The following is a 21232-nucleotide window of genomic DNA, read 5'->3' as shown; positions in this document are numbered from 1 at the left end:
AAGTCGAACGTGGCAGCAGCCATCCGCTATGCGCTTGGCCGTATACCAAAGGCACGGGCATATCTCGACGACGGCAAGCTGGAGCTGGACAACAATATATGTGAGCGCTCAATCAGACCGGTGACCCTCGGGCGCAAGAATTATCTGTTCATGGGGTCAAAGGGCGGTGGTGACGCTGCCGCCATTGCATATACGCTTATCGAAACCTGTCGCATGAATAAGGTCGATCCTGAAGCGTGGCTTCGTTGGGTTCTGGCCCGCATCGCTGATCACAAAATGAACCGCCTTGATGACCTCATGCCATGGAACTGGCCGGCTCAATAAGTCAACGCCAGTCACACCGGACGGATACGGAATTAGCAATGCTCAGAACAATCACCATAGGAAGCTGCGTTTCGGTGCAGGGCTTGCACGTCGGGCAAACACCGGACGGGATGTTGATCGTCCACGTCGATGAAAAAAACTATGTCGGTCGGCCCGTCATCGCCACCCGCAAGTCTTAATCACACACGTAGCCTTCCAATGAAAAGGGCCGGGCAATTTGCCCGGCCCTTATTCAATTCTCGCCCCGCACCATCACAAACCGTGCGGGGCAAATCCCTTTATGCCAAACGGCGCTCGATCTCTTCACGCTCAAAGATTTCGATGACATCGCCTTGGCGAATATCCTCATACCGTTCAAACGCCATGCCACATTCTTGGCCAGACTGAACTTCTTTGACCTCGTCCTTATACCGCTTCAGCGTTTTCAGCGTGCCTTCATGGATCACCACGTTGTCACGCAGCAAACGCACACCCGCCGAACGGCGCGCAATGCCTTCGGTGACAATACAACCCGCCACTTGGCCAATGCCCGTAACTTTGAACACCTCTTTGATCTGCGCATAACCGATAAAGGTTTCGCGCACTTCGGCCTTCAACAGCCCCGATGCCGCCGCTTTGATGTCATCCACCAGATCATAAATGATCGAATAATAGCGGATTTCGACACCTTTTTGGTTCGCAGACTGGCGCGCAGACGCATTGGCCCGCACGTTAAACCCTATGATCGGCACGTTCGACGCTTCCGCCAAACCAACATCCGAATCGGTGATCGCGCCAACGCCGTAATGCAGCACGCGCACGCGCACCTCGTCGTTGCCGATTTTTTCCATCGCTTGCACGATGGCTTCGGCAGACCCCTGAACATCCGCTTTCACGATGATCGGCAGTTCCGACACGTTCTTGTCAGCCTTGGCCTTGGCCATCAACTGTTCCAACGTCGTCGCGGCACCCACCGCCGCGCGCTTGTCCTTGGCGGCTTTTTCGCGGTAATCCGCAATTTCGCGCGCCTGCGCTTCGGTTTCGACCACGTTCAAAACGTCACCCGCTTGCGGCGTGCCAGACAGACCCAATACCTCCACAGGGCTGGATGGCCCCGCCTCATCGACACGGTCGCCCTTGTCGTTGATCAGCGCGCGCACTTTGCCCCACTGCTCGCCCACGACGAAAATATCGCCCCGGCGCAGCGTGCCATTTTGCACCAAAACCGTCGCAACAGGCCCACGGCCCACGTCCAGCTTTGCTTCAATCACAGCCGCGGCCGCATTGCGGTTCGGGTTGGCCTTCAGTTCCAAAATTTCTGCCTGCAGCGCAATCGCTTCCAGCAAATTGTCCAGCCCAAGCCCGGTTTTCGCCGAAACCTCAACGTCCTGCACATCACCCGACATGGCTTCCACCACAATCTCGTGCTGCAACAAGTCCGTGCGCACCTTGGTCGGGTTTGCGCCATGCTTGTCCATCTTGTTGATCGCGACAATCATCGGCACGCCCGCCGCTTTGGCGTGCTTAATCGCCTCCACGGTTTGCGGCATCACGGCGTCATCGGCGGCAACCACCAACACAACAATATCCGTCACATTCGCGCCGCGCGCCCGCATCGATGTAAACGCCGCGTGGCCGGGGGTATCGAGGAACGTCAGCAACGCACCCTTATCTGTCGTCACCTGATACGCACCGATATGCTGCGTAATCCCACCCGCTTCGCCACTGGCAACGCTGCCTTTGCGAATCGCATCGAGCAGACTGGTTTTACCGTGGTCAACGTGGCCCATGATCGTGACAATCGGGGGGCGCGATACCAAATTCTCAGCCGCATCATCGACCGAGAAAATCACCTGCTCCACGTCCGAATCAGACACGCGCACAATGCGGTGGCCAAATTCTTCGATCACCAACTCGGCGGTATCAACGTCAATCGCCTCGTTCATCGTGACCATCATGCCCATTTTCATCAGGCTTTTCACAACGTCCGCGGCACGTTCGGCCATGCGGTTTGCCAGTTCCGACACCACAATGGTTTCCGGCACTTTGACATCGCGCACTTGCTTTTCAGGGCGGGCTTGCTGGCCCAGCGCCTTTTGGCGTGCCTTTTCCTGCTTACGCTTCATCGCGGCCATCGACCGCGTGCGCCCACCTTCACCCGCCAACGCATCGTTCAGCGTCAGCTTGCCCGTGCGGCGGCTGTCATCGGTTTTCGCCTTGCCACGGCCACCATCATCGGCGCGGCTGTCGCGGTCACGGTCGGTTTTGCTGCGCGCAGGGGCCAACGCTGGCTTGGCACCCATCGGGCCACGCTCATCGACGGCAGGGGCCGCCGCAGCAGCGGGTTTCACCGCTTTGGGCGCATTTTTCGCCGCTTCCGCGCGCTTTGCATCGGCTTCCGCCTCGGCTTTCACGCGGGCTTCTTCATCGGCGCGGGCCTTCAACGCGCTTTCGCGCTCGCGGTCCTCACGCTCTTTGGCGTCAATCTCTTCACGCTTGCGCGCACGATCTTCCTCGCGCGAGATTTCTTCGGCAGCGCGGCGGGCGTTGTCCTCAACCTCACGTGCTTTTGCAGCACGCAACGCGGTCAAACGGCGCTCCATCTCCACATCGGAAATGCCAGCCGGGCGCTTGGACGGATCGCCCAAATGCGATTTATTGCCCGCAACGGGGGCCACACCGGGCGCACCCGGTTTTGCTGGCACGACAACGCGCTTGCGTTTCGTTTCCACAACTACACTTTTCGTCCGGCCATGGCTAAAGCTTTGCTTCACCTGCCCAGATCGAGGGGTGCCACCAAGGCCGAGGGGTTTTTTACCGTCTGTATCGCTCATGCGTCTTGTCTATCCTCATCGGCGGGGGTCCCGCCTGCTTGCTCACGGAAACCCGCAAGCCTTACCGCTTCATCTACAACACGTTTGCCCAATCCACCAGCCGCAAGCGCGCCGTGTATTGCATGTTCCCGGCCAAATGCCAAACCCATTTCCTGGGATGTCAAACAGCCAATAAATCCGTTCTTTCGGTCCGGTGGGCGCAATTTCGATTTGCCGCGCTCCGACCCGTCGCTGGCTTGGATCAAGGCAATCGCTTGCCCCTTCACCAACCATTCCTTCACCTTCTCATATCCCGTCACCGCTTGCCCCGCTTTGCGCGCAAGGCTTAACGATTCCAAAACCCGGCGCATCAACAAAACCTCAACCAGCTCTGCCAACCCATCGGGCGCCTTTACGGGCGTCCGGGCTGCGCGGGTAAACAACCCTTTTTGCGCCGCCTTTGCAATCATCGCCGGATCAGAGGACACGTAAATCCCCCGCCCCGGCAAACGCCCCATCACATCGGGCACCACCACCGCGTCCGGCCCCACCACAAAACGGATCAACCCCGCCTTTGGTTGGCTGTCGCCCGAAACGATGCACCGTCGCTCTGGTCCATCATCAAGGTCTTTGTCCCGGCCCCCGCGTGTCATGGTCTGCGCAGGCCCTCTCAGGCCTCCTCCTCGTCAAGGTCTTCTTCTTCTTCAACGGCGTCCATCTCGGTCGGGTCCACCCAGCCCAGCATCACACGCGCGGTCATAACCAAAGTTTGCGCCTCTTCCAGCGATACGTCAAATTTCTCCAACACGCCTTCATCCTTGTGGCGAACCCCTTTCACAGTGGTCCAACCGCCCGCAAGTTCCCAATCCGCACAGGTTGCGAAATCTTCCAACGTCTTGATGCCGTCATTGGCCAGCGCTTCCAACATCTGCGGGGTCAGCCCCTCAAAGTTGACCAAGCTGTCCTCAACGCCCAGCGCGCGGGCCGCTTCCATCGCCTTGGTGTTGGCCGCTTCCAGATGTTCGCGCGCCCGTGTCTGCAATTCGCCCGCCGTGCCCTCATCAAACCCATCGATCGACAGCAATTCGTCGGTATCAACATACGCCACTTCTTCCAGCGTGACAAAGCCTTCGGCAACCAGCAACTGCGCCATCATCTCGTCAATATCAAGCGCTGCCATAAACAGGCCCGTACGCTCCGCAAACTCGGCTTGGCGGCGCGCGGATTCGTCGGTTTCTGTCACAATATCAATATCAAGGCCCGTCAACTGGCTGGCCAACCGCACGTTCTGGCCCCGGCGACCAATCGCCAGCGACAGCTGCTCATCGGGCACCACAACTTCGATCTTGCCAATCTCTTCGTCGATCACAACCTTGGACACTTCGGCAGGCTGCAACGCGTTCACCAAGAATGTCGCTTGGTCCTCATTCCACGGAATGATGTCAATCTTTTCGCCCTGCAATTCGTTCACAACGGCCTGCACACGGCTGCCGCGCATACCCACGCACGCGCCCACCGGGTCGATGGAGTTGTCATAGGAAATCACAGCAATCTTGGCACGGCTGCCGGGGTCACGCGCCACGGCCTTAATCTCGATAATGCCATCATAAATCTCTGGCACTTCCATCTTGAACAACTCGGCCATGAACTGCGGGTCGGTCCGGGACAGGAACACCTGCGGCCCGCGCGCCTCACGCCGCACATCCTTGATGTAGCAACGGATACGGTCGTTCGGGCGATACGATTCGCGGCCAATCTTTTCGTTGCGGCGCAAAATCGCTTCGCCCCGGCCAATATCCACGATGATATTGCCGTATTCTTCGCGCTTGACCTGCCCATTGATGATCGTGCCCTTGCGGTCCTTGAACTCTTCAAACTGGCGGTCACGTTCGGCTTCGCGCACCTTTTGCAAGATAACCTGCTTGGCCGATTGCGCCGCGATGCGCCCCAAATCAACGGGCGGCACTTCTTCAACAATCAAATCGCCCACTTTGGGGTCCGCCAAATGCACTTTCGCATCTTTAACGTTCATCTGGCTTTGGTAATTGTCCACCTCATCATCGCCCACAACCGTGCGCACGCGGGTAAATGTCGCGCGCCCGGTGCGCCGATCAATCGCCACCCGAATGTCCAGCTCTGCGCCGTACCGCGACTTCGCCGCCCGGGCGAGGGATTCTTCCATCGCCTGAATGACCAATTCGGGGTCAATCATCTTCTCCCGCGCGACGGCTTCGGCCGTTTGCAACAATTCAAGCTGGTTCGCTGAGGTAATGGCCATTCGTATCTACTCCCAAAGGGCGGCGCGCGCGCCGTTAGTGCTTGGTTACTGGGGTATCAGCCGCTTCAGGCTCTTCCCCTTCGGACTCTTCAATCTCGTCAAACGCACTGGCATCAAACGCCGGGTCTGCCTTTTTCTGCCGCAACATTTCGGCAATCAAATCATCAGTCAAAATCAACTTGGCATCCGACAACCAGTCAAACTGCAACCCAATGGTCACAGGCTCTTTGCCATCCTCCAATTCAATCAACACCTCATCGCCCTCAGTGCCGCGCAAAAATCCCTTAAAGCGGCGGCGCCCGTCGATCAACTCGGTCGTCTCAATGCGCGCCTCATAATCGGCCCACATATCAAAATCCTTCAACCGCGTCAGGGGGCGGTCAATGCCGGGGCTCGATACCTCCAGCGTGTAATTGTCCTCAATCGGGTCCTCAACATCCAACACCGCCGAAACAGCCGTGGAAATCTTGGCGCAATCATCCACGATTATTCCCCCCTCCGGGCGGTCCGCCATGATCTGCAAAATCTTGTACTTGCCACTCATCAGGCGGACGCGCACCAATTCATACCCCAACGCTTCAATCGTTGGCGTGATAATCTCCGCAAGGCGGCGGTCAATGGCGGTTTTGGCGATCAGATCAGACATGGCATCCCTGCGGGCAAAAGGTATCCCAAAACAAAAAACGGGCCAACAGGCCCGCATCAGGTTCCGGTAGCTTCGGGTGTGGACCCCAAAACATCTGTTAGCGATCATATAGGCCCCCCCGCACGCAATGGCAAGCAGAGTCTCTTGCCTTTCCCCCCACGACCCCCTCAAATCCTCCACATGGACCTTACCCTTATCCGCACCTTCATCGCTGTCGCCAACACCGGCTCGTTTGCCGCCGCGTCCGACCGGCTGTTCGTCACCCAATCCGCCGTCTCCCTGCGCGTGGCACGACTAGAAGATCAGCTGGGCCGCCCCCTTTTCACCCGCTCCAAGGCCGGCGCCGAAATGACCCCCGCAGGCCGCGAATTCGAACCCTTCGCCCAGCTTTTAATCCGCAATTGGGAACAGGCCCGCCAACACGTCGCCATTCCCGAAGGGTTCACCCGCTCCCTCACCATCGGCGCGCAAACCGCCCTGTGGCCCCGGCTTGGGTTTCGCTGGATCGACGCACTGCGCATGGCCTTCCCCGATCTCAGCATCCGTGGCGAACTCGGCATGCCCGCCAACCTCACCCATTCCATGACCGAAGGGGTGATGCAGATCGCACTGTCCTACCAACCCACCCTGCGCCAAGGGCTGCGCGTCGAAAAGGTCACCGACGAAGAGCTGGTTCTCGTCGCCTCTTGGCCCGATGCCACCCTCGCCGACCTGCCCGGCCACTACGCCTATGTCGATTGGTCGCCCGAATTCCAAACCTTCCACCACCTGCACCTGCCGCATCTCACCAATCCCGGCCTCACACTGGACATGGGCGTGCTGTCCGCGCTTTATATCGTCAACCGCCGCTGCGCCGCCTACTTGCCCGCCCGCTACGCAAAGCGGTTCTTGGATGATGGCACGCTACATTTGGTGCATGACGCCCCGGTTTACGGCTATCCCATCTGGTCCGTCTGGCGCGATGATCTGGATGATGACATCGCCGATGTTGCCCACAAGACACTCAAAATCCTGATAGATCAGTTCGATACAGACGTGGCCGGGGTCATCCACAAAATCTAACCCACCACACCACCACCCCATTAATTCTTTAAAATCAATGCCCAATCCCAGCCCTGCGCCGGGAATGGGCCTGCACGCGCCCATTGCAAGGCCGCGATACACCAGTAATTATCATGATAAAGTCAATTATTGCGATAATTTCATATACATCCCCCACCCGCTAAACCCTTTTCAGACGAAACACCCCGGCTCATCCGATCCGGGTCATCACCACCGAAAGGGTAATGACATGAAAAACGAATTCAAATTCGGCACGGTCGCAGCACTGGCCTTGGCATTGACCACATCCGGTGCTTTCGCACAGGATCTGAACGGCACCAGCGGGTTGAACGACACGCTGGACGATATCGACCGCGCTGTTGCCAAAGATATGGCACGCGCCGAAGATGCCTCGCGCTTTGGCAACCCAGATTTCCGCCCCGGCCTGTCCGGCTCGGCGTCGCTGTCTTATTCCGGCAAAACCGGCAACAGCTCCTCCCAGGACCTGACCATCGGCACCCGCCTGCGCTACGCCGTGGGCCAAACCGTGCAAACCATCGGTATTGCCATCGACTTCCAAGAGGCGGCGAACACATCGACCAAAGAAGACATCTTCATGGTCTATGATGCGAACTACTACTTTAACGACAAATTCTATGCCTTCGCCTTGGCCCGCGTCGAAACAGACGGCTTGGCATCCGCCGCGACCGACGTGAAAAAAGACGCCTTCCTTGGCTTTGGTCCGGGTTACCGCATCTTGAACTCGGAAAACGTCACATGGCGCGTGCAGGCCGGTGTGGGTCAAAGCTACTTGAACTACGGCAATGATACCTCCGTGACCGAGGCGGCAGGCATCGTCTCCTCGCGCTTTTTCTACGGCTTCAGCGACAACCTGTTCATGACAATGGACACCGATGTGTTGAAATCCAAAGGCGCGCTGCGCATCAACAACGACTTCGGCGTAAACGTCAAAATGACTGACGCATTTTCCACCCGCGTCAGCTATTTGACCGAATACAACGACAGCCGCGCCATCCGCTCGGACAACAAGGTCGGCGTCTCGCTCGTCTACGGCTTCTAATCACGGCTTCTAATCAAAACCCGCCCCTGCCCCGCCGTCTTTAGGGAAATATAAAGGCGATTATCGGGGCCGGGGCGGGACCTAGATTGAACCAACCATCTCGTGTGAAAAAAACGGCGCAGGGGCAACCTTGCGCCGTTTTTGCATGTCACCAACCGCCCCCCGCACCCGTAGGTCGGGGTTCCACCCCGACTCCACACAGCCCGATCACAAACACGCATCAAAAAACCTTCAATACCCCCAAGGTTTTGAACGGGGGTTTTGGCGGTGGAAAACAGGGAATTTTCCGGCTCCTCCAAAAGGAGGGTTTGTTGAAAACGGCTGGGCTGAAATTTCTCCGGCCACTTCCATCTACATCATTCGCTTGAAACTTTATCTTAGCGACCTTGGCCGGGCATCATCCGTTTCAACACGTTGTTTTTAAAATGGAAATGGTTCACAAGCGCGCCACCTACATGAAGTGCGAGAAGTACAAGCAACAAATCCGAGGCTTGTGCATGCATATCACCAAGCCATTCATTGCTGGTGAGCCAAGTTATTAAGCCCGCGATTGGCATTGAAATTACGACCGCATAGATACCAAAATGCGTAACTTTTGCGAGGATCGTGGCCCAGTTTGGATCGGTAGCTGCGTGCTCAGGTCGACCGTGCGCATACCGATCCCAAAGGCGCAGCAAAACTGCCGCGAGAACCGTTAAGCCGAGCGCCATATGTAAGTAGCCCAGACCAACTGTCGTCATCGGCACAACCGTATTTTCAATTCCGCTATCAAAAAATTCGATCATCCAACCACCATCGACATATTGAGCAACAAGGAGTGCTACCACGAGCCAATGAAGGTTAATGTTAAGTTTTGTCCAACTGTTGGCTGGCGATGCAGAAGTCGTCGACATTTTGATTCCCTAAGGTTGAGCAGCGTTGAGCCTCAAAACTACCTTACGCTGATAACGTAGTATAGCAGGATAAGCACCAGTCCATGTCAGGGCGCATTCGCCGACATTTTGGGCTTACTACCCTCCCAAAAACGGTCCAGACTGTGTGGAAACGCGCTTTCTGATGGCTCTTATTATGACCTTAGAGGTGCCTGTCGGACTTTAACGCAGTTTCACCGACTGGGCGTCCTAGGAACCTGTAAAATGACGTTTGTGCGGGTTTGTGGGTCCGTTTTAGCCGGAATTGGCGGGCGAGATCCCCCCTCAGGCGCTGATGGCGCTCATCAGGCCCGCCACGCCCACAAGCGTCAAGGCGCGGCGGATGTTGTAGGCGAGTGCTGTCAGACTGAACTCGCCCCTGACATTCTCGATACGGCGCGTGAGGAAGTTCCGCTGCCCCATCCACTGCTTGCCAATCCTTTGTTTAATTTGGCCAAACGGGTGTTCGACGCTCTCGCGGCGCAGGTCCATGACCTCAGGCCGTGCGGCAAGCCGTGCCGCCATCCGGTCCAGAATGGCCTCATTCGCGTATCGCATGACCGCTCAACAGGCGGCATTTGTGCATCGCGCCCGCAGGTCGCAGGCCTTGCACGCTTTGGTATTTACAAAAATGACCGCGTCATTGTCGCGGATCTTGCTCTTGTGTTTTGGCGCAAGCTGTCGCCCGCCCGGACAGATCAGGACGTCCACATCAGGGTCATAATGAAACTGCTCTTTTGTGAAGAACCCGTTTTTTACGGCAGAGCCGCGTAGCGGCTTTGGGACATAGGGCGTCACACCCACCGCCTCACAATCCTCAATGTCTTCGATCTTGTAGTAGCCCCGGTCCGCAACAACAGCGATCCGATCCACGCCCAGATTTTCCCGCGCGGCACTGGCTGTCTCGGCAAGCAATCCCAGGTCGCTGACATTGTTATGAACCTGTTGCTCGGCGATCAGTTTGTGCTTGGTATCAACGGCAATCTGGATGTCGTAACCTACTCCAATGCGGCTTGAGGAATGCATCGCACGCGCATCCGGGTCCGTCAGGGATATCTGATCCTCGCCGCTGGCGTCCAGTTCAGCGCGGCGCTGCACAAGCTGGGCACGGCGTTCCTTGATCGCGGCGATCTTCTCTTCCAGATTATCCACCCGCCCCAAAGGCGTCGTGTCGTCTTTGTCCGCGTCATCCAGCTGCTTGAGATATCGGCCAAGGCGCTCGTCACTCTCGGCCATGGCGCGGGCCAGCTTAGCCTTGGTGAAATTGCGCTGGCCGCTCTTGACGGCTTTCAGTCGCGTGCCATCCACCGCAATCAGCTCGCGGCCAAACAAATCAAGGCTGCGGCACAGGACCACAAACTCACGAAAGACTTGCCAAAAGGATTTTTTGTTCTCGCGCCGGAAATCAGCGATGGTTTTGAAGTCAGGCCGCAACTGACGCATCAGCCAGATCACGCGCCACGATTGCGGTGTGTCTCTGCTTCCAGACGCCGACTGGAGCGCACCCGGTTCAGATAGCCGTAAATGTAAAGCTTCAGCAGATCACTTGGATCATACCCCGGCCTGCCGGTCGCTTTGGGGAGGGTTCGGTCAAAACCCGCAGCCGCCAGATCAAGGCTTTCGACAAAGGCCTCAATAAACCGAACGACGTTGTCAGGCCCAACATAATCATCCACGCAGGCAGGCAACAAAAGCGTCTGGGCGCGGGAACTTCCTTGGATGTGTTTCCATGCACGAGGATACCATTTCTGCGCCCCGCAAGGAATCCCTGATGAGGTGGAAAAGGCAGTGATCAGGGCCATTTCCAGGGGCGATGGGTTTTCACACAGTCTGCACCGTTTTTGGCATGTCCAACCCCACCCCAAACGTAGGTCGGGGTTTCACCCCGACTCTTCATCCCTAACCGCGATCCAAATCTTAAAATTTAATGAACAAAAAACACGAATCATAGCAATAACAATAACTTAACTGCCGCATCGCGCGAGAACCTGGGCCCGCATCGCATCCATAATCGCAACCAATTCCGCCGAAATCGCAGGCTCCGACAGGGCATGCCCCGCCATCGGTACCATTTTCAGCCGCGCTTTTTCCCACCCATTCGCCAGCCGAAACGCAGAAATCGGGGGGCAAACCATATCGAACCGGCCCTGCACAATATCGGCTTCAATCCCCTCAATTTTATGCCGGTTTTTCAAAATCCAATCATCTTCCGAAAGGAACCCCTTGTTGAAAAAATAGTGGTTTTCCAGCCGCGAAAAAGCCCGCGCATAATCGGATGGCCCGTCACCACCCACAAAATTCGAATCAATCGTGGCCAGCGCATTTTCCCAATTCGCCCACAGCCGCGCGAATTTCATTTCCTCGATCATGGCCCCAGAAAACAGCCGCCGATGATAGGCCGCGATCAAATCGCCGCGCTCCTCCTCAGGAATGGCCCCTTCAAACTGCGCCCAAAGCTCGGGGAAAAACCGCCCCGCCCCGCCACCATAAAACCAGTCCAGCTCTGCCTGCGTCATCGAAAAAACACCACGCAAAACCAGATGGGCCACGTTTTGCGGGTAAGAAATCGCATAGATCAAGGCAAGCGTCGCCCCCCAACTTCCCCCAAATAAAACGACCGGCCCAAGGTCCAGTTGGCCCCGGATCGCCTCCATATCCGCGACCAAATCCCAGGTCGTATTTTCCTCCACACTCGCATGGGGCCGCGACCGCCCGCAGCCGCGCTGATCGAACAAAATAATCCGGTACACCGCCGGATCAAAATACCGCCGCATCGCCGGGCTGCACCCACCACCCGGCCCGCCATGCACGACCAGAACCGGCACCCCATCGGGGTGGCCACATTGTTCAAAATAAACCCGGTGCCCGCCCCCAACCTCCAGCATTTGCTGATCAAACGGGTCAAGGGGCGGGTATAAATACTGGGCTGCGCTCTTTTGGCCTGATCTATGGTCCATGATTGTCCTATATACTTCCCCAAGCCTGCCCGTCCCGGCGCGAAACCGCAAGGAGAGAGAGATGAATTTGAACACGATTGACCCCAAAGAGATCGCGAAATTTGAAGCGATGGCAGCGGAATGGTGGGACCCGCAGGGGAAATTCAAGCCACTTCACATGCTGAACCCGTGCCGGCTGGATTATATCACGACCCAGATTGCCGCCGAATTTGGCCGGGATTTGACTGGCCCCGCGCCGTTCAAAGGGCTGCGCCTGCTGGATATCGGCTGCGGCGGTGGCTTGCTGTCGGAACCAATGGCCCGGCTGGGCGCGACTGTGATCGGGGCGGACGCGGCGGCGCGGAATATTCCGGTGGCCCGGCTGCATGCCGAACAAATGGGTTTGGAAATTGATTACCGGCACTGCGCGGCGGAAGATTTGGCCCGGGAAGGTGAGGTTTTTGACGTGGTTTTGAATATGGAAGTGGTCGAGCATGTGGCCGACCCGCAGGAGTATTTGACCGCTTGCCAGACCCTTTTGAAATCGGGGGGATTGATGATTTGTTCGACCCTGAACCGGAACCCGAAAAGTTTTGTGATGGGAATTATCGGGGCGGAATGGGTGATGCGGTGGCTGCCGAAAGGGACGCATGACTGGTCGAAATTTATCACGCCAGATGAGCTGTTTTTGATGCTGGAAAAAGCGGGTTTGAAACCGGTGGACCGCAAGGGGATGGTTTTCAATCCGATCAAATGGAGCTGGTCGCTGTCGGACCGCGATTTATCGGTGAATTATGTGACGGCGAGTGTGAAACCCGCATAAAATCGCGCGCGATACTTTGATTAAGATACTGATATAAAACGATTTCATGTTTTTTGTTTACGAAATCTTAAGGTTTGGATCGCGCGAAATCGCAGGGGTATCGCGGCGGTATTACAGCAGTATTTCAGGCAGGGGTGCGCAGTTTTGCGCACCCTTTTTTGGTTCAGTTCGGGCGATGGGTGGCGGTGTGGTTGATGCCGTTGGCAACATCGACCAGCACCACCTGCCGCGGCGTGATTTTTAGGCGTAGGGTGGTTTGGCCCATATTTTCGCCCTCGGCGGATTGGAGTTGGGGATGGGGGTGGAGTCTGGGTGGAAACCCGACCTACGGCTGTGGGATGGATTTTTCTCAGTTCACTTTGCGCGGGGGCAGGAACGGCAGGGGCATGACGGGGATACCATCTTCGACCAGTTTTTTGGCATCTTCCAGCCGCGCCTCGCCGTGGATGGCGCGGTGGGGGCTGGTGCCTTCGTGCATTTCACGCGCTTGGGTGGCGAAATCTTTGCCGACATAGGCGCTGTTTGCCGTGACTTCGGCGCGCAGGGCGGCCAAGGCCGCCTCAGCCTTGGTGGCGGGGGTGGAAAGGGGATTGGCGGGCACTGGCGCGGGCGCGCCGGATTTGCGGGCGGGCGATACGGCGGGGGCCATGAGGGTTTTGACAATATCGGCGCTGCCACAGGCAGGACAGGTGACGTGGCCGGATTTTGCGAGCGCATCAAAGGCATTGGCCGATTGAAACCAACTGTCGAAGCTGTGATCGGCCTGGCATTTCAGCGAATAGCGGATCATTGGGCGGCCCTGAGTGCAAAGGAAAATCTGCGGGAGGAGGACCCACCCCGCAGATTTTACCTAAGCTATTTGCGCAAGGATTCAAGCCCGCGCGTCATCGCCTTTGGGGGCGGCGTGTGGGGGTTTGAAGGCGGCGAGCAGGGATTTTAACCCAGCCTCTGCCACTTTGCGGGCGGCGTGTTCGGGGGCGAACCATTTGCGGCGGCGCTGGCGCTGTTCGGGAAATTCACCTGCAAATTTGGTGACTTGCAGCGGGAACACGTCGACGACGCAAGGGTGTGCCGATTCGAATTTCGTGTCGCGTTTGCGGATTTTATCATAGGTGAATGCGCCGAGTTTGGCGGGGGCGATGGTGCCCTTTACGCCTGCCTCCTCCCACGCTTCAATCGCGGCAGCCTCGGGCCCCGACCGCCCTTGCATGGCCCAGCCTTTGGGGATGACCCAGCGCCCGGTGTCGCGGCTGGAGATGAGGAGGATTTCGGCGCCGTTTTTGCCCAAGCGCCAGCAGAGTGCGCCGATTTGGGTTTTGAAGGTGGGATCGGTCATGGGTATTTTGCCTGTGTCGAGGGTGCCGGGCCTGCCGGTGTGGCGGCCAATTTGCGGCTTATGGGTTAACATATGGCAAAAATGCACTAATTTTTCAAGGGAGGGGTCGGTTGCGCATTGGGGCATCGGCGGAAATATGGGGTATTATGGGGCCGCTGTTCATTGGGTCAGAGATTTATCGCGGGTCCAGTTATGGCGCGGGGCATCCGTTGCGGGTGCCGCGTGTATCGACGGTGATGGACCTGTGCCGGGCGATGGGGTGGCTGGAGGGGCGGTATATGACCAGCCCGCGCGCCAAGCCTGCCGCGCTGCAATTGTGGCATGACCCGGCGTATATCGCGGCGCTGGTGGCGGCCGAAGCGCGCGGAGAGGCGACCGCGCAGGACCGTGCGCAGTTTGATTTGGGCACGCATGCGAACCCGGTGTACCCGGAGGTGTACAGGCGGCCCGCAACGGGCGCCGGAGGCGTGATATTGGCGGCGGAATTGTTGGCGGGCGGGGGCGTGGTGTATGTGCCCGGCGGCGGCACGCACCACGGGTTGCAGGCGCGTGCCAACGGGTTTTGTTACCTGAACGACATTGTTTTGGGGATGAAGGTGTTGCGGCGCAATGGTGTGCGGCGCATCGCCTATGTCGATATTGACGCGCATCATTGTGACGGGGTGGAGGCGGGGTTTGCCGGAGATGCGGATGTGTTAATGATTTCGGTGCATGAGGAGCGGCGGTGGCCGTTTACGGGTTTGTTGGGCGATGATGGGGGCGGGAATTGTTTTAACCTGCCGGTGCCGCGTGGGTTTAACGACAGTGAGATGCGGTTGGTGTTGGAGCGGTTGATTGTGCCGCGTGTGGCGGCGTTCGCGCCCGATGTGGTGATCTTGCAATGCGGCGCGGATGCGTTGGAGGAGGACCCGTTGGCGCGGTTATCGCTGTCGAACAACGCGCATATCGGCGTGGTGCGGGCGTTGCGGGGGTTGGCGGATCGATTTTTGGTGTTGGGGGGCGGTGGGTATAATCCATGGTCCGTGGGGCGCTGTTGGACCCGCGTTTGGGCGGAGCTGGCGGGGGTAGAGGTGCCTGAGGTGTTGCCCGTGGCGGCGGAGGCGGTGTTGCGCGGGTTGTCGTGGCGGGGGGCGGGGCGGGTGCCCGCCGAGGCGATGTTTACGACATTGATAGACGAGGCGCGGGAGGGGGCGGTGCGCGACGAGGTTGTGGCGCGGCTGGACGCGTTGGTGGCGCGTTAGGTATTTGAGCCAAGGCGAAGGGATTTAAGCCAGTCCAAGGTTTCATCGGTCGGTTTGGTGGGTTTGTATTCCGCGCCGATGGGGGCGGTGTAGCCCAAGGATTTTAGGGTTTGAAAGAGGTGGGCGTGGTCGAGTTCGCCGTGATCCGGCGTGCCGCGATCGGGGACGGAGGCGATTTGGATATGGCCGATGATGGGGAGGAGTTCGCGGAGGCGGTGGGTCACGTCGCCTTCGGTGCGGGCGGTGTGATAGCAGTCGAACATCAGTTTTAGGTTGGGGATGGCGAGGGTTTGGATGATCTGGGCCGCTTGGGTGGTGGTGGTGAGGAAATAGCCGGGGGCATCGTGGCGGTTGAGGGGCTCAACGAGGATGGTGATGCCGTGGGAGGATGCGTTGGTACAAGCGTAGTGGAGGTTATTGAGGTATGTGGCGTGGGCCTGCGGGCCAGTGGCGAAGCCTGCCATGACGTGGATGTTTGGGGTGTTTATGGCGCGGGCGTAAGCGATGGCTTGGTCAATCGCGGCGCGGGCATCGGGTTCACGGTTTGGCAGGGCGGCGAGGCCGTTTTCGCCGGGGTTGCCGCGTGAGGTGTTGAGGCCGAGCATTTTGAGGCCGGTTTGGTGCAGGGCGGCGGCGGTGTCGGCGGCGGGGGTGGCGTAGGGCCAGTGACATTCCACCGCGTCAAACCCTGCGGCGTGGGCGGCGTGGATGGCCTGTGGCAACGGGAGGTCGGACCAGAGGAAGCCGAGGTTGGCGGAAAATTTCATGTATCCCATTCCACGTTGAATTTGGTGACGATGTTTTGGACTTGCTCCGGCGTCAGCATGTTGGCGTCATAGCCGCGCATGAGGATGGCGAGGCGGGCGGTGTCCTCCAGCTCCTCAATCGCGTTGCAGGCTGAGTCGACGTCTTTGCCAGCGACCACGGGGCCGTGGTTGGCGAGCATGACGGCGGCGCGTTTGCCCAAGAGGCCGCGCAGGGCGGTGCCGATGGCGGGGTCGCCGGGCAGAAAGAAGGGGAGGAGTTTGACCTTACCCAGCTTCATAATGGCGTAGGGGGTGAGGGGGGGGAGGAAATTGTCGGGGTCCACGCCCGGCATAAGGGACCATGCGACCGAGTGGCAGGCGTGGAGGTGGACGACAGCGCCGGTATTTGCGCGGGTGTCGTAGAAGGCGGCGTGCAGGGGCATTTCCTTGGTGGGGGGGGCACCGCCGATCAAGCGGCCTGTGGCGTCGAAATGCGACAGGCGCGCGGGGTCGAGGCGGCCAAAGCTGCTGCCGGTGGGGGAGACGAGGAGGCCACCGTTTTCCGTGCGCGCAGATATGTTGCCGGTGGAGCCGCCGGTGAGGCCACGGTCGAACATGGATTTAGCAAGGATACAGATTTCCTCGCGCAAGCGGGAGTCGGGGGTCATTTTAGCGCCTGTATTGCGTCAGAGAAGAAGGTTTCTGCGCCGAAATTGCCAGATTTCAGGGTGATCGCGATGGGGTGGCCTGCGGATGTGGCAAAGCACCACGGGACGCCGGGGGCGATTTCATGCCCGATGGTGAGGCGGGTGATGCCGAGGGATTGGGTCACAGCGCCCGAAGTTTCGCCACCTGCGACGATGAAGCGGCGTGCGCCGAAGTCGCGGGCGGTGGTGGCGATTTTTGACAGAGCGTGTTCGACGATTTCACCTGCTTGCGCGGTGCCAAGCTGGGATTGGGCGGCGCGGACGGCATCGGGTTCGGCGGTGGCGTAGAATAGGGGTTTTTGCGTGAGGTCGATGGATTTGAGCCAATCGAGGGCGGCTGTGGGGCCGTTTTGGGCCAGATCGAGGGGGTCGAGGCGGTGTTTGGGGCCGGGATAGGCGGTGACTTGGGCGCGGGTCATGGCGGAGCAACTGCCGGACAGCAGCACGGTTTGCGGGGCCAGATCGGGGGTGGTGGCGCGCGGCGCGTCAGCAGACAGCGTACCATCGGCGAGGTAGAGGGCGGGCAGCGGCATGACGACAGCACTGCCGCCTGTCATTAAGGGCATGTCGCGGCAAGCATCGGCGATGATGTAAAGGTCATCATTAGCCACGGCGTCGATGACGACATGGGCGATGCCTTGGGTCGCCAATTCCGCCAGACGGGCGCGCAGGGCATCGGCACCCCGCGCCACGGTCAGGCGGTTGGCGAGGCCCACGGGTTTGGTGACTTGCGGGGCCAAAAGACGCATCAGGTTGCTGTCGCGCATGGGGGTTAGGGGGTGGTCGCGCATCGGGGATTCGGACAGTGGGGTTTCGCCCACGAACAGATTGCCCATGAAAATGCTGCGGCCGTTTTCGGGGAAAGCGGGGCAGTAGATGGTTTGGGCGGTGCCCAGATCGTGCATCAACGCCTCGGCCACCGGGCCGATATTGCCTGTGGGCGTGCTGTCGAAGGTGGAGCAGTATTTCCAGAAAAACCGCGTGGCCCCGGCGGATTGAAGCCATTTTAGGGCGGACCGGGTTTGGGCGACCGCATCATCCACCGGGGCGGTGCGGGATTTTAGCGCAATCACCTCAAACGCTGCCGTATCGGTGGGGGGCGTGTCGGGGATGCCGATGCGCAGGTTCACCTTGACGCCGGAGCGTGCGAGCAGCCCCGCGAGGTCGGTGGCCCCCGTGAAATCATCAGCGATGCAGCCTAAAATTGTGGTCATTTTTCCCCCGGCAAGGTGAGGTTGGAACGCGCGGCGTAGACTTTGGCCACGGCGGCGTCATCCTCTGCCCCCAGCCCTTGGTCGGCGGCAAGGCGGAATTGGTGCACGGCGGCGGTGGTGAGGGGGGCGTCGAAATTGGCGGTATTCGCGATATCGAGGACGATGCCGAGGTCTTTGGGCCAGATGTTGACCGACGAATGGGGGGTATAGTCGCCCGCGACGATATGGGGCGCGCGATTTTCCAGCATCCATGAGGTGCCTGCGCATTTTGGGATGACGCGAAGGAAGTTTTCGGGCGTGACACCTTGGGAGATGCCAAAGGTCATCGCCTCGGCCATGGCGGCGATATGGACGCCGGCGAGTAGCTGGTTGACCGCCTTCATCGCGGAGCCTGCGCCTGCGTGATCGCCCAGTTCAAACACGGTTTCGGCGGTGGCCTGCAACACCGGAGCGGCGGCGGCAAAGGCGGCGGGCGTGCCGGAGGCCATGACGGAAAGTTTGCCGGATGCCGCCTTGGCGGAGCCGCCCGAGATGGGCGCATCGAGGTAGTGGACGCCGTGGGTTTCACATCGGGCGGCCATTTGGCGGGCAAAGTCGGGGGGCACGGTGGCGCAGGCGATGACGACCGCGCCCGGCTGCATGTGGGGCACGATGCCGTTGGGGCCGAACAGCACGGTTTCGGTTTGTGCGGCGTTCAGCACCACGATCACGGCGGCGGTAAGGGCGGGGGTGATTTCGGCCAGCGTGCCGGGTTGGCCGCCCTGCGCTGCGAACCGTGCGGTTTGGTCGGGGTTTACGTCAAACCCGTGGGCGTGGTGGCCTGCGCGCAGGATGGACGCGGCGATGCCATAGCCCATAGAGCCGAGGCCGATGATGGCGGTTCTGGGGATCATGGGGTGCCTTTGATAAAGGTGAATTGGGTGGATTGGCGGTAGGTTTGGCCGGGGCGCAGGATGGGTTGCGCCCAATCTGGGTGGTTGATCGCATCGGGCCAGAATTGGGGTTCCATCGCGAGGCCCGCATAGGGACCGTAGGGGTGGCCTGCAAGACCCGGCGCGGTGGTGTGCATGCGGGCGGCATCATAGATTTGCAGGCCCGGCTGATCGGTGTGCAGGTCCATTTGCAGGCCGTTGTATCGCAGGGTCGCGTTTGGTGCGTGGCCGGGTGTGAGGCAGAAATTATGGTCGATCGCGGGGTTGGCATCCCGCAGGCGGCGGGGGGTTTGGAAGTCGAAATCGCGCGGCATTGTGAGGGTGCCTGTGGGGATTTGATTTTGCGTGGGCAGGTGGTGGGGGGCATTGATGGTGAGCGTGTGGTCGCGGATATCGGGTGCGCCAAGGTTGAAATAGCTGTGGTGCGCGATGTTGCACAGGGTGGGTTGGTCGGTGGTGGCGGTGATGGTGATGTCTAGGGTGGCGTTGGTGAGGCGGAAGGTTTGGGTGATGTTTAGGGTGCCCGGATAGGGGTTTGGGGCATCGGTGAGGGTGAGGGTGAGGGTGTTTTCCGTGTGGTCCGCGATGGTCCAGATTTGGGTGGAAATGCCGTTTGCGCCGCCGTGCAGGTGGTTGGGGGCGTTGTTGATGTCGAGTTGGTGTGGCTGGCCGTCGAGCATAAAGCGGCCTTGGGCGATGCGGTTGGCGCAGCGGCCCACGGTGGCCCCGAAGTAACCGGGTTGGGTGAGGTAGGGGTCTAGGATTTCAAAACCGAGGACCAAGGGCGGGGCGTGGCCGTGCAGGCGCAGGTCGCGCAGGGTGGCGCCGAGCGTGAGGATATGCGCGGTGAGGTGATCGTTTTGCAGGGTTATTTGGTGGACGGGGCCGTGGGGGGCGTGCCCGAAAGGGGTGATTTGTGTCAAGATGCGCGCCCCTGTTGCAGTTTGGGGTATCTTTGCGCGGTCGGGCTGGAATGACAAGTGGTTTGGTATACCAAATGGCGGTGCTTTTTCTATCGGCTTTGTGGTGGGGGTTCGGTATGGGTTGGGAAACGGAGGGTCGTTATGCAGCGGATTGTTTGGTTGGATGTGGCGCGGGCGGTGGCGGTGCTGGGGATGGTGGTTTACCATTTCACATTCGATCTGGCGATGTTTGGCTATATCGATCCGCAGACCCCAGTGACCGGGTTTTGGGCGCTGTTTGCGCGGGCAGTGGCGGGCAGTTTCATTGCGCTGGCGGGGTTTGGGTTGGTGCTGTCGCATGGGCAAGGCATTGGCTGGGCGCGGTTTTGGCGGCGGTTTGGGATAGTGGCGGGGGCGGCGGGGTTGGTGACGCTGGCCACGTATTTTGTGATGCCGGGGCAATTTATTTACTATGGCGTGCTGCATTCCATCGCGGTGTCGTCGCTGTTGGGGTTGGCATTTTTGCGGCTGCCTGCGGGGGTGTTGATCGTGGCGGCGGCGGGGGTGATTGCGCTGCCGATGGTTTGGCGCAGTGAGGCGTTTGATGCGCCGATGCTGTGGTGGGTTGGGTTGTCGCCCTATGTGCGCCCGTCGATGGATTTTGAGCCGCTGTTCCCGTGGTTTGGGCCGTTTCTGATTGGGATGGCTGTGGCGAAGCTCGTTTTGGCGCGGGGGAATTTGGCGCGCGGGGATGCGGGGGGGATTGGGTTTATTGGGCGGCACAGCTTGATGATTTATCTGGTGCATCAGCCGATTTTGATTGGGCTGTTTAGCGGCTGGGTTTGGTTAAACGGGTAGGTCGCGGGCGTCTGCAATCGCCTCCATCGTTATATACGACGTGACGGTTTCCAGTTCGACGCGGGCGGTAAGGCGTTGATAGATTTGATCAAAGGCGTTCATATCCTCGGCCACGATTTTCAGCATGTAATCGTAATCGCCCGCTATGCGGTAAAAGTCGATGACATGGGGGATGTTCAGCACCTCTCGTCGGAAAATGGCCAGCCAATCGGCGCTGTGGTGGCGGGTGCGGACCATGACAAACACCGTGAGGCCAAGACCCACGCGGGGGGCATTCAGGCGCAGGGTGTGGTTGCGGATGAGGCCGGAATCTTGGAGGGTTTTGAGGCGTCGCCAGCAGGCGTTTTGCGACAGGCCAACGGTTTCCGCCAGATCGCGCTGCGATTGCGAGGCGTCGCGTTGCAAGGCGCGCAGCAGCGCACGGTCAATCTGATCTAGCTTTATGGTTTTCATGTGGTCAATTG

General features: G+C 59.2%; 24 protein-coding genes. 7 read left to right on the top strand and 17 right to left on the bottom strand.

The window, feature by feature from the left end; all coding sequences use genetic code 11:
- Nucleotides 1-324 (top strand): transposase domain-containing protein (locus tag BMY36_RS06160; protein ID WP_139193950.1); only part of this gene is annotated, 324 nt, incomplete at its 5' end.
- A gap of 38 nt (nt 325-362) precedes the next feature.
- Nucleotides 363-503 (top strand): hypothetical protein, encoded by a 141-nt coding sequence (locus tag BMY36_RS19860; protein WP_175469261.1) that lies wholly within the window; start codon nt 363-365, stop codon nt 501-503.
- Nucleotides 504-602: 99 nt separating this feature from the next.
- On the opposite strand, the gene infB is transcribed toward BMY36_RS19860, so the two are convergent.
- The 4 genes from infB to rimP are packed head-to-tail and all read right to left on the bottom strand — an operon-like array spanning nt 603 to nt 6040.
- Complete coding sequence (gene infB / locus BMY36_RS06155) at nt 603-3137, bottom strand: translation initiation factor IF-2 (protein ID WP_050520146.1); 2535 nt, start codon at nt 3135-3137, stop codon at nt 603-605.
- Entirely contained in the window at nt 3134-3769 is a 636-nt protein-coding gene (locus BMY36_RS06150) for an RNA-binding protein (RefSeq protein ID WP_050520145.1), read from the bottom strand. The genes infB and BMY36_RS06150 overlap by 4 nt, the downstream gene beginning before the upstream one ends.
- A 17-nt stretch (nt 3770-3786) precedes the next feature.
- A complete protein-coding gene (gene nusA, locus BMY36_RS06145; RefSeq protein WP_050520144.1) occupies nt 3787-5394 on the bottom strand; it encodes a transcription termination factor NusA in 1608 nt (535 codons plus the stop codon).
- 34 nt (nt 5395-5428) lie between these two features.
- The gene (gene rimP, locus BMY36_RS06140) at nt 5429-6040 is read right to left on the bottom strand and encodes a ribosome maturation factor RimP (protein WP_050520166.1); all 612 of its coding nucleotides are present in this window, start codon (nt 6038-6040) and stop codon (nt 5429-5431) included.
- Nucleotides 6041-6220: 180 nt separating this feature from the next.
- On the opposite strand from rimP, the gene BMY36_RS06135 reads away from it, so the two are divergent.
- Together BMY36_RS06135 and BMY36_RS06130 are read left to right on the top strand one after the other, a co-directional pair.
- A complete protein-coding gene (locus BMY36_RS06135; RefSeq protein ID WP_050520143.1) occupies nt 6221-7102 on the top strand; it encodes a LysR family transcriptional regulator in 882 nt (293 codons plus the stop codon).
- 229 nt (nt 7103-7331) lie between these two features.
- Entirely contained in the window at nt 7332-8162 is an 831-nt protein-coding gene (locus BMY36_RS06130; protein WP_050520142.1) for a DUF481 domain-containing protein, read from the top strand.
- A 377-nt stretch (nt 8163-8539) separates the two neighbouring features.
- Here the strand turns inward: BMY36_RS06130 and BMY36_RS06125 are convergent, their stop codons facing one another.
- From BMY36_RS06125 to pip, 5 genes are all read right to left on the bottom strand, one after another.
- Nucleotides 8540-9055: a cytochrome b gene (locus tag BMY36_RS06125; RefSeq protein ID WP_074818484.1), complete on the bottom strand. Its 516-nt coding sequence runs from the start codon at nt 9053-9055 to the stop codon at nt 8540-8542.
- 303 nt (nt 9056-9358) lie between these two features.
- Nucleotides 9359-9631: a transposase gene (locus BMY36_RS20215; protein WP_197086067.1), complete on the bottom strand. Its 273-nt coding sequence runs from the start codon at nt 9629-9631 to the stop codon at nt 9359-9361.
- A gap of 6 nt (nt 9632-9637) precedes the next feature.
- Complete coding sequence (locus BMY36_RS20210) at nt 9638-10528, bottom strand: transposase (RefSeq protein ID WP_197086066.1); 891 nt, start codon at nt 10526-10528, stop codon at nt 9638-9640.
- Nucleotides 10525-10749, bottom strand: a complete 225-nt coding sequence (locus BMY36_RS20205) for a transposase (protein ID WP_197086065.1) — start codon at nt 10747-10749, stop codon at nt 10525-10527. The genes BMY36_RS20210 and BMY36_RS20205 overlap by 4 nt, the downstream gene beginning before the upstream one ends.
- Before the next feature lie 288 nt (nt 10750-11037).
- Entirely contained in the window at nt 11038-12030 is a 993-nt protein-coding gene (gene pip / locus BMY36_RS06115) for a prolyl aminopeptidase (RefSeq protein WP_050520140.1), read from the bottom strand.
- A gap of 61 nt (nt 12031-12091) precedes the next feature.
- On the opposite strand from pip, the gene ubiG reads away from it, so the two are divergent.
- On the top strand, nt 12092-12832 hold the full coding sequence (gene ubiG / locus BMY36_RS06110) for a bifunctional 2-polyprenyl-6-hydroxyphenol methylase/3-demethylubiquinol 3-O-methyltransferase UbiG (protein ID WP_050520139.1): 741 nt from the start codon (nt 12092-12094) through the stop codon (nt 12830-12832).
- Nucleotides 12833-13181: 349 nt separating this feature from the next.
- On the opposite strand, the gene BMY36_RS06100 is transcribed toward ubiG, so the two are convergent.
- Together BMY36_RS06100 and BMY36_RS06095 are read right to left on the bottom strand one after the other, a co-directional pair.
- On the bottom strand, nt 13182-13622 hold the full coding sequence (locus BMY36_RS06100) for a DUF1178 family protein (RefSeq protein WP_050520137.1): 441 nt from the start codon (nt 13620-13622) through the stop codon (nt 13182-13184).
- Between the two features lie 81 nt (nt 13623-13703).
- Complete coding sequence (locus BMY36_RS06095; RefSeq protein ID WP_244888657.1) at nt 13704-14240, bottom strand: NUDIX hydrolase; 537 nt, start codon at nt 14238-14240, stop codon at nt 13704-13706.
- Between the two features lie 74 nt (nt 14241-14314).
- Between BMY36_RS06095 and BMY36_RS06090 the strand changes: the two genes are divergently transcribed.
- Nucleotides 14315-15409 carry an arginase family protein gene (locus tag BMY36_RS06090; RefSeq protein WP_050520136.1) on the top strand — a complete coding sequence of 365 codons (1095 nt, stop codon included), beginning with the start codon at nt 14315-14317 and terminating at the stop codon, nt 15407-15409.
- On the opposite strand, the gene BMY36_RS06085 is transcribed toward BMY36_RS06090, so the two are convergent.
- From BMY36_RS06085 to BMY36_RS06065, 5 genes are read right to left on the bottom strand one after another with little or no spacing between them, the layout of a single operon-like run.
- Nucleotides 15406-16176, bottom strand: a complete 771-nt coding sequence (locus tag BMY36_RS06085) for a hydroxypyruvate isomerase family protein (protein WP_050520135.1) — start codon at nt 16174-16176, stop codon at nt 15406-15408. The genes BMY36_RS06090 and BMY36_RS06085 overlap by 4 nt on opposite strands.
- Entirely contained in the window at nt 16173-16823 is a 651-nt protein-coding gene (gene otnC, locus BMY36_RS06080) for a 3-oxo-tetronate 4-phosphate decarboxylase (RefSeq protein ID WP_050520134.1), read from the bottom strand. The genes BMY36_RS06085 and otnC overlap by 4 nt, the downstream gene beginning before the upstream one ends.
- Nucleotides 16820-18076, bottom strand: a complete 1257-nt coding sequence (otnK, locus tag BMY36_RS06075; protein WP_050520133.1) for a 3-oxo-tetronate kinase — start codon at nt 18074-18076, stop codon at nt 16820-16822. Before otnK ends, otnC begins: the two co-directional genes overlap by 4 nt.
- Nucleotides 18073-18969, bottom strand: coding sequence for an L-threonate dehydrogenase (gene ltnD, locus BMY36_RS06070; protein WP_050520132.1), 897 nt, complete (start codon nt 18967-18969; stop codon nt 18073-18075). The genes otnK and ltnD overlap by 4 nt, the downstream gene beginning before the upstream one ends.
- The gene (locus tag BMY36_RS06065; RefSeq protein ID WP_175469259.1) at nt 18966-19931 is read right to left on the bottom strand and encodes an aldose epimerase family protein; all 966 of its coding nucleotides are present in this window, start codon (nt 19929-19931) and stop codon (nt 18966-18968) included. Before BMY36_RS06065 ends, ltnD begins: the two co-directional genes overlap by 4 nt.
- Nucleotides 19932-20072: 141 nt before the next feature.
- Between BMY36_RS06065 and BMY36_RS06060 the strand changes: the two genes are divergently transcribed.
- Nucleotides 20073-20768, top strand: coding sequence for a heparan-alpha-glucosaminide N-acetyltransferase (locus BMY36_RS06060; protein ID WP_050520130.1), 696 nt, complete (start codon nt 20073-20075; stop codon nt 20766-20768).
- On the opposite strand, the gene BMY36_RS06055 is transcribed toward BMY36_RS06060, so the two are convergent.
- Nucleotides 20757-21221 (bottom strand): Lrp/AsnC family transcriptional regulator, encoded by a 465-nt coding sequence (locus BMY36_RS06055; RefSeq protein ID WP_050520129.1) that lies wholly within the window; start codon nt 21219-21221, stop codon nt 20757-20759. The two genes, BMY36_RS06060 and BMY36_RS06055, sit on opposite strands and share 12 nt — an antisense overlap.
- Between the last annotated feature and the right edge of the window lie 11 nt (nt 21222-21232).

Origin of the sequence: Pseudorhodobacter antarcticus (assembly GCF_900110135.1) — a bacterium.
GTDB classification, from domain to species: domain Bacteria; phylum Pseudomonadota; class Alphaproteobacteria; order Rhodobacterales; family Rhodobacteraceae; genus Pseudorhodobacter; species Pseudorhodobacter antarcticus.
Note: the sequence above shows the minus strand (reverse complement) of the source record. Positions and strands in the feature narration are given on the sequence as shown.

Bases quoted from the DNA above. Each gene is read 5' to 3' on its own strand.
- BMY36_RS06125 (WP_074818484.1), bottom strand. From the start codon at position 9,055: ATGTCGACGACTTCTGCATCGCCAGCCAACAGTTGGACAAAACTTAAC.
- BMY36_RS19860 (WP_175469261.1), top strand. From the start codon at position 363: ATGCTCAGAACAATCACCATAGGAAGCTGCGTTTCGGTGCAGGGCTTG.
- BMY36_RS20215 (WP_197086067.1), bottom strand. From the start codon at position 9,631: ATGCGATACGCGAATGAGGCCATTCTGGACCGGATGGCGGCACGGCTT.
- otnC (WP_050520134.1), bottom strand. From the start codon at position 16,823: ATGACCCCCGACTCCCGCTTGCGCGAGGAAATCTGTATCCTTGCTAAA.
- BMY36_RS06085 (WP_050520135.1), bottom strand. From the start codon at position 16,176: ATGAAATTTTCCGCCAACCTCGGCTTCCTCTGGTCCGACCTCCCGTTG.
- infB (WP_050520146.1), bottom strand. From the start codon at position 3,137: ATGAGCGATACAGACGGTAAAAAACCCCTCGGCCTTGGTGGCACCCCT.
- BMY36_RS06135 (WP_050520143.1), top strand. From the start codon at position 6,221: ATGGACCTTACCCTTATCCGCACCTTCATCGCTGTCGCCAACACCGGC.
- BMY36_RS06100 (WP_050520137.1), bottom strand. From the start codon at position 13,622: ATGATCCGCTATTCGCTGAAATGCCAGGCCGATCACAGCTTCGACAGT.
- BMY36_RS06060 (WP_050520130.1), top strand. From the start codon at position 20,073: ATGCAGCGGATTGTTTGGTTGGATGTGGCGCGGGCGGTGGCGGTGCTG.
- BMY36_RS06150 (WP_050520145.1), bottom strand. From the start codon at position 3,769: ATGACACGCGGGGGCCGGGACAAAGACCTTGATGATGGACCAGAGCGA.
- ubiG (WP_050520139.1), top strand. From the start codon at position 12,092: ATGAATTTGAACACGATTGACCCCAAAGAGATCGCGAAATTTGAAGCG.
- ltnD (WP_050520132.1), bottom strand. From the start codon at position 18,969: ATGATCCCCAGAACCGCCATCATCGGCCTCGGCTCTATGGGCTATGGC.
- rimP (WP_050520166.1), bottom strand. From the start codon at position 6,040: ATGTCTGATCTGATCGCCAAAACCGCCATTGACCGCCGCCTTGCGGAG.
- BMY36_RS06090 (WP_050520136.1), top strand. From the start codon at position 14,315: ATGGGGCCGCTGTTCATTGGGTCAGAGATTTATCGCGGGTCCAGTTAT.
- nusA (WP_050520144.1), bottom strand. From the start codon at position 5,394: ATGGCCATTACCTCAGCGAACCAGCTTGAATTGTTGCAAACGGCCGAA.
- BMY36_RS06055 (WP_050520129.1), bottom strand. From the start codon at position 21,221: ATGAAAACCATAAAGCTAGATCAGATTGACCGTGCGCTGCTGCGCGCC.
- otnK (WP_050520133.1), bottom strand. From the start codon at position 18,076: ATGACCACAATTTTAGGCTGCATCGCTGATGATTTCACGGGGGCCACC.
- pip (WP_050520140.1), bottom strand. From the start codon at position 12,030: ATGGACCATAGATCAGGCCAAAAGAGCGCAGCCCAGTATTTATACCCG.
- BMY36_RS06130 (WP_050520142.1), top strand. From the start codon at position 7,332: ATGAAAAACGAATTCAAATTCGGCACGGTCGCAGCACTGGCCTTGGCA.
- BMY36_RS06095 (WP_244888657.1), bottom strand. From the start codon at position 14,240: ATGTTAACCCATAAGCCGCAAATTGGCCGCCACACCGGCAGGCCCGGC.